Here is a 12,329-nt window from a genome sequence, read left to right as displayed (position 1 = left end):
ATTGTTACCAGAAACCGATACTAAGAGATTTTATCAAATGAAATGCCTCTCTCTAGTTTTTGCAAATGCAGTTTCAAAACTTTATTCTCTGGTTTTTCCAATTGTGGATCATCTGAAAAAAGTTCTATAACTGTATTTCTAGCTTCAGATAGAATAATCTGATCCTTTGCCAAATCTGCCAGCTTCAAATCAAGGACACCACTTTGTTGGGTTCCAGAAATATCCCCAGGACCACGAAGCTGCAAGTCAATTTCCGAAATTTCAAAACCGTTATTGGTTCGCACCATGGTTTCTAAACGTACTTTACCTTCTTTACTGAGTTTGTTTCCGCTCATTAAAATGCAAAAGGACTGCTCCGCCCCCCTACCTACTCTACCGCGCAACTGGTGCAATTGGGAAAGCCCAAAGCGTTCAGAATTCTCAATTACCATAACAGATGCATTGGGAACATTCACACCGACCTCAATCACCGTAGTAGCTACCATGATCTGGCTTTTTCCATCAATAAACTGTTGCATCTCAAATCGTTTATCTGCATTTGGCATCTGCCCATGCACAATGCTAATTTGATAATCAGGGCGAGGAAACTGGTAACTCAACTGCTCTACACCGGCTTCAAGGTGTAAAAGATCCAACTTTTCGCTTTCTTTTATCAATGGGTAAACGATGTAAACTTGTCGGCCTTTAGCAATCTCTTGTTTCATGAACCCGAACATCCTTAATCGTTGTCCTTCAAACAAATGCCGCGTTTCGATAGGTTTTCTTCCTGCAGGCAGTTCATCGATAATGGAAACATCAAGATCGCCATAGAGTGTCATCGCCAGCGTCCGTGGAATCGGCGTTGCGGTCATCACTAAAATATGTGGCGGAATGATGTTCTTCCGCCAAAGCTTCGCGCGCTGCTCTACCCCGAAGCGATGCTGTTCATCAATAACTACTAAACCGAGATTTTTGAACTTTACCTTATCCTCAATCAAGGCATGGGTTCCTATAAGAATATCTATTTCTCCATTTTCCAGTTGCTCATGCAGGATTGTCCTCTCTTTTTTCTTGGTGCTTCCGGTGAGGATTGCAACTTTAACCAAATCATCAGTTACCAATTCTGTAATTGAGGCGAAATGTTGTCGAGCCAAAATTTCTGTAGGAGCCATCATACACGCCTGGTAACCGTTATCGTTTGCTAAAAGCATACTCATCAAGGCTACAGCGGTTTTGCCACTACCTACATCGCCCTGAACAAGCCTGTTCATCTGAACTCCACGTTGTGTATCAATTCTAATTTCTTTAATAACACGCTTCTGAGCATTGGTTAGTTCAAACGGTAAAAACTCCTTATAAAATCGAGTGACCTTTTCGCCCACCTTATCAAAAGTCACCCCTTTAAATTTCAGTTGTCTCAATTGTTTGTTATGCAACAATTGAAGCTGAATAAAAAAAAGTTCTTCAAACTTCAATCTTCTCTCCGCAGCGTTCAAATCCTGTTGATTTTTTGGAAAATGAATACTCAGCAAAGCCCTTCTTTTATCTGGCAACTGATATTTATCAATAATATACTGAGGCAAGTTTTCAGGAACTTCTGTGATAACTTGATCTAGCAAACCAGCAATTAACCTTTGAATCCCCTTTGAATCCAAAGTAAACTTTTTTAGTTTTTCAGTAGAATTATAAACAGGCTGTAAAGTTAAATTGCCCCTCCCTACAAGTTTGTTTTGGTACAGTTCCATTTCTGGATGAGAGATACTGAACGTTCCGTTAAATAAATTCGGTTTGCCGAAAGCCACATAAGCTGTTCCAACGGTAATATGATCATCTACCCATTTCAAACTTTGAAACCAAACCAGCTCCATCATACCCGTCTCATCTTTAAAAACAGCCACAATCCGCTTCGTTCTTTTATCGCCAATAACCTTTTTGCTGATTACACGACCAATAATCTGAATATATTGCGAATCGGGATTGATTTCATTGATTTTAAAATACTTTGTACGGTCGATATAGCGAAAAGGATAGTGCGCTAACATGTCTTGAAAAGTAAAAAGACCTAAATCCTTTTTCAAAACATCAGCACGACTTGGTCCTACGCCTTTTATAAATTCAATTGGTGTATCTAAAATCGAATGAAACAAATTTCTAAGCTTTTTTGTAAACAATGCTTTTTAGCAACTGCGCATTAAAAATAACAATCGACAACAGCAATAGCAAATAGGCGAAAAGCTGATGCACATCTATCGGTTCCTTAAAATAGAAGAATGCAACTGCGAAAGCAACGATAGGATTTAGATAAATTAGAATACCTAACGCCGATGATGGCATTCCTAGTAAAGCATAAGAATTTAAAAAGAGTGGGATAATGGTAAACACCGCAGCAATTAAAAATATATGCGACCAAAAAAAATTATCTACAGGAAATGTGTTTGGGGTAAACAAATACATGGGCAACATCATCAGACCTGATAAAATTAACTGAACGCCTAAGAAATTGAACTTATCAATACCCTTAATTATTTTGAGCACAATAACATAAAGTGCATAAAATGATGCGATAAGTATTGCCCATAAAACCTCACGTAAAGACCCTGTGGCTAACAATGCAATGCTCATAGATGCAATAATCAGCGCAATTACTTTAGTCCTGGTAAGTTGCTCCTTAAGGATAACGAACCCACACAATGCGGTTAGAAGAGGACAGACCATATAAGCAAAAGCGGCAGCCCTTAGACTTACGCTGTTTACTGTATAGATGTATGTAAACCAATTCCCTGTTATTAAAAAGGCAGAAAGAAGGGTTAATAACAAGAACTTGGTCTTCTTAGGTGATATTAAATTCTTAAAGAAATTGAAATCATTTTTTAAGGCATCTTTCCTGAAAAGTAGAATAATTGTCCATACCATTATGATAGAAACAAATATTCTATAATAAAGAATTTCTTGAGGAGGAAAACCCTTGATGTTCCGTAGCGGAATTGACATTGTACCCCAGATAATGTAGGGAATAATGCCAGCTACAAAGTATTTCGCTCTAGCGGTTGCCAAAACTATTGAACGATCGCAATTACAGAAATCTCTACGTTCACATTTTTAGGCAGTACAGAAACCTGAACGGTTTCACGGGCTGGAAAATCAGCTGTAAAGTACTGACCATAAATTTCATTTACTTGTGAAAAGGTACCCATATCCGAGAGAAAAATAGTTGATTTTACAACGTTATCGAAAGATAATCCCGCCTCTAAAAGCACCGCTTTCAAGTTGCGCATAACCTGATGAGTTTCTTCTTCGATATTAACCAAATTTAGCTCTCCATTTTCTGGATTAATAGCTACCTGACCTGAAACAAATAAAAAATTGCCGGCTTGTACCGCCTGGCTATACGGCCCAATCGGAGCTGGAGCATTTGTAGTTGTAATGATTTTTTTCATAAAATTTATTTAGAAAGCCATTGAACGACTTTATAGGTTATACCTGCAAGAAAGATAATGATCACCAATGCATTGATGAAATGCATAATTTTGATGTTGATGTTATTTGGCCTGTTAGGATCCTTTTTCCTGAAGAAATACATAATGCAAACTTAGATAAAAAGCCTTATACACAAAATTAAAAGGCATAAAAAAAGTCCCGATCTACATCGGGACTTTTCTATTAAACTTTATATTGAAATACTAGTTTCTAGAAGTTTCAACACGACGGTTTTGGATGCGACCTTCTTCAGTATCGTTAGAAGCAATTGGATTAGCTTCACCCATTCCTTTAGTAGCAACTTGACTAGCGTTAACACCAGAGTTTACTAAGTAAGTTTTAACAGAATTAGCTCTGTCTTTAGATAATTTCATGTTATATGCAGCAGTACCTTCGCTTGAAGCGTAACCGTTTACAGTTACTTTACCACCGTTTTCACGTAACACTGAAGATAATTTATCTAAAGTTGGATAAGCTTCAGTTTTTAAAACTGATGAGTTGAAATCAAAACTGATTTTTTCGAAACCTGTTACGTTACCAGTTGAAGTCGAATCAGCTTGAAATTTAGGAAGTGGACATCCTGAACCATCAACAGCAGTACCTGCAGGAGTTCCTGGGCATTTGTCGAATTGATCAGCAACACCATCACCATCAGTATCTTTTTTCAAATCTTCAACAGATTTTTCTACGTTAGATACACGGTTTTTCAAAGCTTCAACTTCCTGACGTAAAGTAGGATCTTTTAACTCATCATACATTGTAGCTAATGGGTTAGACCACTCTAAACTTGGTTTTGCAGAAGAACCTAAAGAAAATTCTAATCCAGCATATCCGTAAGAGAATTTATCTTGTGAAGTGCCTTTTGCATAAGTTCCGTCTAAGTTATCAGCATCAACAAAGTTCATCGTATAACCTAAGTTAAAATTAACACGCTCAGATACTTTGAACTTAACACCAGCACCTACTGGAATGTAGAAACCTTTAACGTAGTCATTTCTTTCACCTGTCTTAACAACGCTGTTACCATTTCCGTCATTACCACCAGCGTTACCTTTCCAATCAATAACGGTACCGTTATTCAAAGTAACCTTTGGTGCATAAGCCATATAACCGTAACCAGCAGTTAAAAAGAAACCAACTGAATTCTCACGACGTAAGAAGTCGATAGATCCCAAGTTTACAACACCGCGTAAATCTACCGCATATTGTAATTCAGTTTCAAATTCTCTGTTTGTAGAACCAGCACCTGTGAATGCAGCGTCATTTGAACCAGAGATTTTACCACGTGTACCATTCAATTCTAAGGCAAAAGAATGACCTAATTGTTTACGGATATTCAAACCGTAACCTAGATTAACATCCCATTTGTTGTAATCATTAGTACTGCTGATTGGAGCGATTGGCATCAAAACACCACCGTTCAAACCAATTGACCAAGTTCTGTACTGACCTCTGCCACCAAATGCCTTGGTACCAGAAGTTGTTGCAGGTGCATCTTGAGCGACAGCAAGAGTAGCAACTCCTGTTAAGGCCACTAAAGAAAGCGCAACACTTTTCTTTAAAGTAGAATAATTCATAATCTTTTTTTCTTTTTAAGGGTAAACAATCTAATTGATTAATTTTTTAGTAATCGCAAAATTAAACAAAAATTTAAATTTTCAAACTTTTATACAAACTCCGTTCCAAACTTCTCTCTATTTAATCATTTTCTTACATTTGGCCATTACCTGATTAAAACTGTAATAACTATGAAATATCCCCAAATTGATCAATCACTTTTTATATTAAACAGAAAAAACTACACTAAACAACTAAAGAACAATTCGTTAGCTATATTCAATGCAGCTGATGAGTTCCCTAGAAGTGGTGATCAAAATTTTATCTTTAAACAAAATCCAGATTTATTTTATTTATCAGGAATTGATCAAGAGCAAACAATATTACTCCTATATCCTAATTGTCCTAATCCTTTGTACAGAGAAGTCCTGTTTTTAAGACAGACCAACGATTATATTAAGGTATGGGAAGGATATAAATATACAAAAGAGCAAGCAAGAGCCGCTTCTGGCATAGAAAATATATATTGGTTAGAGGATTTCGATAACGTACTGCACAGCATTGTACATTATGCAGATCATATTTATCTCAATACAAATGAAAATGATAGGTATTCACATTCAGTTCCATATCGCGATGTTCGATTTATTGAACAGATGCGCTCAAAATATCCATTGCACCATTATGAGCGATCTGCTCCAATTATGCGTGGTTTAAGGGCTGTAAAATCTGAGCTGGAAATTGAACTGACTAGAAAAGCTTGTGCCATTACACGGGATGCTTTTGTAAGGGTGTTAAAATTTACTAAACCTGGAGTAAAGGAATATGAGATTGAAGCTGAAATTATCCATGAATTTATAAGGCAGGGCGGAACAGGACATGCTTATACACCAATTATTGCTTCGGGCCACAATGCAAACATTCTTCATTATAATGACAACAATCAGGAGTGTAAAGACGGCGATGTGATTCTTTTCGATTTTGGGGCTGAATATGCTAATTACAATGCAGATATGAGCCGGTCAATTCCTGTAAACGGAAAATTTACCCCCAGACAAAAAGAAGTTTATAATGCAGTTTTACATGTAATGAAGGAAGCTACTAAACTCATTGTCGCCAATACCGTTTGGAACACTTATCATGAACAGGTTGGAGAGATCATGTCGGAGCAACTCATTAATTTAGGTTTAATCTCGACAACTGAGGTTAAAAACCAAAATCCAAACTATCCTGCCTACAAAAAATACTTTATGCATGGTACATCCCATCATTTGGGAATAGATGTACACGATTTTGCTGGGAGATACACGCCGTTTGCCGAGGGAAATATATTAACCGTAGAGCCCGGTATTTATATTCCTGAAGAAGGACTGGGGATTCGATTAGAAAACAACATTTTAATCAATGGCAGCGGCAATATCGATTTAATGGCTGATATTCCGGTAGAGGCTGATGAAATTGAAAGTATTATGAATAGTTAAAATAAATCTGAAGTCGATAGTCTGAAGTGCCAAGTCCCACTAGCCAAAATTGAAATGGCTAACTTTTCTTCGCGAAATCTGCTGCAAACTGATAAACATTAAAATCTGCTTTTATTAAGGCTGCCTGAATATCTTCTCGCAGCCTTTTTTTATCCACATCCATCATTTTATGATTTTGAATAAGTCGCCAAGCTTTCTCGGCAAAAAGATATTCCTTGCGCTGATTGGAAAGTTTAATGGGTTCTAAAATCCATCTACATAATTCATCAACGCCAAAGTTTTTATCCGCGACGGTTTTAATGATAGGCAATGTCTTGATGCCTTGATGAACAATCTTTTTCAAGTTATTGGCAAAAGTATCAGCTCCTTCCCTATCGGCTTTATTAATCACAAAGCAATCGGCAATTTCCATCAAACCTGATTTAATATTTTGCACCTCATCGCCCGATTCTGGAACCAATACTACAATTGTTTTGTCTGCAAGTCCGGCAATTTCGACTTCCGATTGACCTACCCCAACCGTTTCAACAATAATCAGGTCAAAATTCGAAACTTTTAGCACATCAACCATTTCAATGGTTTTAGCCGAAATACCTCCCAAAGCACCTCTGGTTGCAAGCGAACGAATAAAAACATTTGGATTGTTAAATTGTGAGGCCATCCTAATTCGATCGCCCAGTAAAGAGCCAAAATTAAACGGCGAGGTAGGATCGATCGCCAGGATCGCTACACGTTGGCTTTTAGCGGTGAAATGATTTGTAATTGCATTAACCAGGGTACTTTTACCCGCACCAGGTGGGCCGGTAATACCAACCACAACTTTAGCCGACTGGCTATCCAGATTTTTGAGAATTAAATCAGCAGGCGCAATATCATTTTCAACGAGCGTCAATGCCCTCGCCAATGTCTTGTAATTACCGGCCTTTACTTCGCTTAAAATGGATATATGGGTATTCATCAATAAAACTATCTTTGTACAAATTAACAAAATAATTAGCCACCAAGCGCAAAAACCAATATCCCGAATGAAAGTAACTGGATTTACCTTCTTAAGAAATGCGATTGCAAATGATTATCCTGCTAAAGAAGCGATACTTTCTGTACTGCCGTTGTGTGACGAATTTATCATTGCGCTGGGCGATTCTAGTGACACAACCGCTGAGTTGGTGAGCAACATTGATCCAAAAATCAGAATTATCAACACCGTTTGGGATGAATCTATCCGCGAAGGCGGAAGAGTTTTTGCAGAAGAGACCAACAAAGCCATTGCAGCCATATCTCCAGATACCGATTGGATGATGTACATACAGGGTGATGAAGCCATTCATGAAGATTACCTACCATTGATCAAAACGGAGATGGAGCAAGAGTGGAAGAACAATGACGTTGAAGCACTTTTGTTAAAATACAAACACTTTTACGCTTCTTACGATTACCTGGCCGAATCAAGACGCTGGTACCGAAGAGAGGTTAGAATTATTAAAAATTTGCCCGGAGTTCGCTCTTACCGGGATGCGCAAGGCTTTCGAATTAACGATCGTAAACTGAGAGTGAAGTTGATTGATGCCTATATTTATCATTACGGCTGGGTAAAACCGCCCAAAGGTTTGCAGGGAAAAGTGAGAAACTTCAATCAATTTTATCAAACGGAAGAATGGATTGAAGAAAACTATCCCGTGCAGGAAACTTTCGACATGCATAATGCCGATCGGCTAGTTCACTTTAAAGGGACACATCCGAAGGTGATGGCCACAAGAATTGCAGCAGCAAACTGGAAATTCGATAAAGACCTCACTAAAGAGACGCCGAGAATGACTTTCAGAAGAAAGCTGCTGCAAAAAATTGAAGATCGGACCGGGTGGCGTTTGTTTGAGTATCGAAACTATAAAATTGTAAAGTAAGCGGTAATTTAAACTACCTATATTTGCCTTACCTTTAATAAAAAAAATCTTCTTTAATGAAAAAACCTCATGTTTTAGTCACTTTTGATTCTATGAAAGATGCCAACTGTGGCTATTTTTCTTTCGGAAAGGGACTCGGAGATGCGCTAATTAAACAAAATAAAGGAAAGTTTGAGCTAAAATTTTATCTATTTAAAAAAACTCAATATTTATTTGATGGCTTGGTTAATATTATTTATCTGTCCAGATTAGATCGGTTATTTTTTAAAGGTAGAAATGATTTTGACGTTGTTCATCTTTCTGACCAAACGTGTAGGTTGCGGCCAAGTAAAGTAAATGCAAAAAAAATAATGACTGTTCATGATATGAACAAGGTTCATTTGAAATTCAGCCGGCCTCATCGCATTAAAGTTTATCTCAAAAAACTTGGTAAATTGATATCTCAATGTGATGAAATTGTATGTATTTCGCAATTTGTAGCTAACGATGTTAAACACTATTTCCCCGAAGCGGCGTCAAAGATACAAGTGATTTACAATGGTGCCGATAAGTTGGTAGCTAATGCCCAACATCAACCAGGTTTCAGCCCGAAGAAAAATTTTCTTTTCACTATCGGACTTTTATCAGTTCAAAAAGGATTCCACTTATTACCTTCATTATTAGAAAATAACGATTTTGAGCTGGTAATTGCTGGCCGTGAAACCCCGCATAAGCAACGGATTTTAGAAGAGGCAGAAAAATATAACTGTACAGACCGGGTACATATCATCGGCCAGATTAGCGATGAAGATAAGGCCTGGTATTATAAAAACTGTAGTGCATTCTTGTTTCCGTCTGTTGCTGAAGGATTTGGTTTGCCAATTATTGAGGCGATGCATTTTGGCAAACCAGTATTCTTATCGAAGTTTACATCATTGCCTGAAGTTGGAGGAGATGCCGCCTACTATTTCGACAACTTCGAGCCCGCGCACATGCAAAGTGTTTTCACCAACGGCATGAAAGATTTTATTGAGCGGGACAGAGCTAATGAAATGGTAAAGCAAGCCGAAAAATTTACCTGGGATATTGCTGCCAACCAATATTTAAGTTTGTACCAGAAATGCCTTGAAGAGTAAACATTTGTTATCAAGTTTATTAAATTGAAAAAAGTTGCCGTAGTAATTCCATTTTATCAAGATAAACTATCTGCTTATGAGGAGATAGCACTACAGCAATGCGAAAAAGTATTAGCCAATCACGACAAGATTGCAATAAAACCCATAGATTTCAACCTTCCGGCAGCAGCAGCAGGTACAGTAAACTTTCACCAAATAGTTAGTTTTGACAATCATTATTTTACAAGCATCTCCGGCTATAACAAGCTTATGCTCTCCGCCCAGTTTTATAAAGCATTCCTAGATTATGAATATATTCTAATCTATCAAATGGATTGCTTTGTTTTCTCAGATCAGTTGAATTTTTGGTGTAGCCAGAAATGGGATTATATCGGCGCACCCTGGATTAAGAAAACGTATCACAAAAGCACCCTGTCTTTACAGTTTTTAAAAATCAAGCATATTATTACCTCTCGGTTCAATAGAGCAGACAATACGCAGCCCAATCAATATCAATTACATAATCAGGTAGGCAATGGAGGATTTTCATTAAGAAACGTGAAAAAATTCTATGATTTAAGTTTACTTCTGCGCCCAACAATAGAAAAATATCTTTCTTTTGGAGGGAATTTATATAACGAGGATGTTTTCTGGAGCATTGAGGTAAATAGGGAAAATAGATTGCTGAATATTCCAGATTGTGAAACTGCCCTAAAATTTGCAATTGAAGTTCCACCTATTAAGTTAAGAAAGTTAAAAATTGCAGATTTACCATTTGGATGCCATGACTGGGATCATTACTTAGATTATTGGAAACCTGTATTTCAAAAACTCGGCTATACCATTTAAGAAGTATCCATTAATGTGCTGAAAATTCAACATCATTGTAATATTAAAAGAATGCGATGTTTGATTTTAAGCAGGTTTATTTGAAAAGCGTACATTTGCGAAGTTGTTATTTAGCGTTCTTAGAGCGCAAATTTTAGATTTTCTAATTAATATATATCCATTTTCATATAATGAAGATTTATTTTCGCCTATTATCATTTGCCAAGCCAATTGAGAAATTCGCTATTCCATATGTTATCGCTACGCTATTCGCAATTATTTTTAATACGTTTCTTTTTACCCTACTTGGCCCTTTAATGCAGGCTTTATTTTTAGGGAAAGTTATAGAAACGGATAAGGTAGCGGAAACCAAGGGCACATTCGATTTTCTGGGGCAGTTCAACAACTTCATGAACGAGGTAATTGCTGATGATAAAATCCATGCTTTGAAAGTAATTTGTGCCGTCATTGTAGTAACTGTAATCTTGTCTAATTTTTTTCGTTATTTTTCTCAGCGCTTTATGGAAGATTTACGTGTTCACACATTACTGAATTTAAGGAAAACCGTTTTCAATAATGTCATGAATCTTCATGTTGGTTTTTTCAACAATGAACGTAAAGGTGATATTATTTCAAAAGTCGCTTCAGACGTTCAAGTGGTCCAGTTTACGGTAACCAATACGCTCCAGGTCGTATTCAAAGAACCCGTACAGCTTTTATTCTATATCGGCGTGTTAGTTTCTATTTCATTAAAACTAACGCTTTTTTCGCTATTGGTAATTCCAGTTTCTGGATTTATTATTAGTAAAATAGTAAAAAGATTAAAGCAGCAGGCTACACAATCACATGAATCTTTTGCGAAAATGATTAGCTTTCTAGATGAGTCGCTTAGCGGCATTAAAATTATAAAGGCATTCAATGCAACTTCAAGAGTTACTCAAAAATTTGATGAAGAAAATAAATTCTATTCTTTTTTAAATAGAAAGATGGCTAGACGACAACAATCTGCATCTCCGGTTTCGCAAACACTGGGCGTAATTGTGGTGGTCTTTATCCTTTTGTATGGCGGAACAATGATTTTAAGTGGTAAAGGAGATTTGGAAGCAGCCGAGTTTGTTGTTTATTTAGCGACATTTTCTCAGGTTATGCAGCCTATTAAAGCTATAACTGATTCTTTCAGTGGTATTCATTCGGGCATTTCAGCAGGTGAACGGGTTCTAGACTTAATAGATACGAAACCGGAATTAATTGATAAGCTTGATGCTATAGAACTTCAAAAATTTAATCAAGCGCTGACTTTTAGTAACGTATCTTTTCTCTATGGGGATAAGCAGGTACTCAAAAATATCAATATTGAGATTGAAAAAGGGAAAACTGTTGCGCTCGTTGGGCCCTCAGGTGGGGGTAAGAGTACTTTAATGGACTTAATCCCTCGCTTCCATGATCCAAAAACCGGCACATTAAAGATAGACGGCCAGGATTATAAAGATTTGAAGGTAGAGAGTATCAGGTCTAAAATGGGAACGGTAAATCAAGAATCTTTTTTATTTAACGATACTATTTTTAACAATATTGCTTTTGCTAAACCAAATGCCACTGAGGCCGAAGTAATAGCGGCTGCAAAAATTGCAAATGCCCACGATTTTATATTGAATACCGAAAATGGTTATCAATCTACAGTTGGAGACAGGGGCAATAAATTATCTGGCGGGCAAAGACAACGCGTTTGCATCGCAAGGGCCGTATTGGCAAACCCTCCAATCATGTTGCTTGATGAAGCTACATCAGCGTTGGATACAGAATCTGAAAAATTGGTTCAGGAAGCTTTGAATAATCTGATGAAAAACCGCACCTCGATTGTTATTGCACATCGTTTAAGCACCATTCAACATGCGGATAAAATCGTTGTGATTGATAAAGGTGAGGTAGTAGAAACAGGAAGCCATGCGGAATTGATGATGCAAAAGGGGCTTTATCGCAGATTGATTGATATGCAGGCGTTTAATGATTAA

Annotated in this window: 11 protein-coding genes; 5 read left to right on the top strand and 6 right to left on the bottom strand. The window is 37.2% G+C overall.

Features of this window, described 5'->3' with window-relative positions:
• Positions 1–20: 20 nt before the first annotated feature.
• From recG to AC3ITD_RS21995, 5 genes are all read right to left on the bottom strand, one after another.
• Positions 21–2,126, bottom strand: a complete 2,106-nt coding sequence (gene recG, locus AC3ITD_RS22015) for an ATP-dependent DNA helicase RecG (RefSeq protein WP_489362813.1) — start codon at positions 2,124–2,126, stop codon at positions 21–23.
• A 4-nt stretch (positions 2,127–2,130) separates the two neighbouring features.
• On the bottom strand, positions 2,131–3,033 hold the full coding sequence (locus tag AC3ITD_RS22010; RefSeq protein WP_489362812.1) for an EamA family transporter: 903 nt from the start codon (positions 3,031–3,033) through the stop codon (positions 2,131–2,133).
• A 2-nt stretch (positions 3,034–3,035) separates the two neighbouring features.
• Entirely contained in the window at positions 3,036–3,416 is a 381-nt protein-coding gene (locus tag AC3ITD_RS22005) for a RidA family protein (RefSeq protein ID WP_265800835.1), read from the bottom strand.
• Positions 3,417–3,421: 5 nt separating this feature from the next.
• Entirely contained in the window at positions 3,422–3,559 is a 138-nt protein-coding gene (locus AC3ITD_RS22000; RefSeq protein WP_489362811.1) for a DUF6728 family protein, read from the bottom strand.
• 100 nt (positions 3,560–3,659) lie between these two features.
• On the bottom strand, positions 3,660–5,033 hold the full coding sequence (locus AC3ITD_RS21995) for an OmpA family protein (RefSeq protein WP_265800834.1): 1,374 nt from the start codon (positions 5,031–5,033) through the stop codon (positions 3,660–3,662).
• Positions 5,034–5,204: 171 nt separating this feature from the next.
• On the opposite strand from AC3ITD_RS21995, the gene AC3ITD_RS21990 reads away from it, so the two are divergent.
• Positions 5,205–6,494, top strand: coding sequence for an aminopeptidase P family protein (locus tag AC3ITD_RS21990; RefSeq protein ID WP_265800833.1), 1,290 nt, complete (start codon positions 5,205–5,207; stop codon positions 6,492–6,494).
• 58 nt (positions 6,495–6,552) lie between these two features.
• Here the strand turns inward: AC3ITD_RS21990 and meaB are convergent, their stop codons facing one another.
• Positions 6,553–7,452 carry a methylmalonyl Co-A mutase-associated GTPase MeaB gene (meaB, locus tag AC3ITD_RS21985; RefSeq protein WP_489362810.1) on the bottom strand — a complete coding sequence of 300 codons (900 nt, stop codon included), beginning with the start codon at positions 7,450–7,452 and terminating at the stop codon, positions 6,553–6,555.
• Between the two features lie 67 nt (positions 7,453–7,519).
• Between meaB and AC3ITD_RS21980 the strand changes: the two genes are divergently transcribed.
• From AC3ITD_RS21980 to AC3ITD_RS21965, 4 genes are all read left to right on the top strand, one after another.
• Positions 7,520–8,395 carry a glycosyltransferase family 2 protein gene (locus AC3ITD_RS21980; protein WP_489362809.1) on the top strand — a complete coding sequence of 292 codons (876 nt, stop codon included), beginning with the start codon at positions 7,520–7,522 and terminating at the stop codon, positions 8,393–8,395.
• Between the two features lie 56 nt (positions 8,396–8,451).
• On the top strand, positions 8,452–9,510 hold the full coding sequence (locus AC3ITD_RS21975; RefSeq protein WP_489362808.1) for a glycosyltransferase family 4 protein: 1,059 nt from the start codon (positions 8,452–8,454) through the stop codon (positions 9,508–9,510).
• Positions 9,511–9,534: 24 nt separating this feature from the next.
• Positions 9,535–10,338, top strand: coding sequence for a DUF5672 family protein (locus AC3ITD_RS21970; protein WP_489362807.1), 804 nt, complete (start codon positions 9,535–9,537; stop codon positions 10,336–10,338).
• A gap of 170 nt (positions 10,339–10,508) precedes the next feature.
• Positions 10,509–12,329: an ABC transporter ATP-binding protein gene (locus tag AC3ITD_RS21965; RefSeq protein ID WP_489362806.1), complete on the top strand. Its 1,821-nt coding sequence runs from the start codon at positions 10,509–10,511 to the stop codon at positions 12,327–12,329.

Source organism: Pedobacter sp. KH_004, from assembly GCF_057840755.1.
This window is presented reverse-complemented; position numbering and strand designations above follow the sequence as displayed.

Coding starts and splice junctions, on each gene's coding strand:
- AC3ITD_RS21995 (WP_265800834.1), bottom strand. CDS start 5,033: ATGAATTATTCTACTTTAAAGAAAAGTGTTGCGCTTTCTTTAGTGGCC.
- AC3ITD_RS21980 (WP_489362809.1), top strand. CDS start 7,520: ATGAAAGTAACTGGATTTACCTTCTTAAGAAATGCGATTGCAAATGAT.
- AC3ITD_RS21965 (WP_489362806.1), top strand. CDS start 10,509: ATGAAGATTTATTTTCGCCTATTATCATTTGCCAAGCCAATTGAGAAA.
- AC3ITD_RS22005 (WP_265800835.1), bottom strand. CDS start 3,416: ATGAAAAAAATCATTACAACTACAAATGCTCCAGCTCCGATTGGGCCG.
- AC3ITD_RS21975 (WP_489362808.1), top strand. CDS start 8,452: ATGAAAAAACCTCATGTTTTAGTCACTTTTGATTCTATGAAAGATGCC.
- AC3ITD_RS21990 (WP_265800833.1), top strand. CDS start 5,205: ATGAAATATCCCCAAATTGATCAATCACTTTTTATATTAAACAGAAAA.
- AC3ITD_RS22000 (WP_489362811.1), bottom strand. CDS start 3,559: ATGTATTTCTTCAGGAAAAAGGATCCTAACAGGCCAAATAACATCAAC.
- meaB (WP_489362810.1), bottom strand. CDS start 7,452: ATGAATACCCATATATCCATTTTAAGCGAAGTAAAGGCCGGTAATTAC.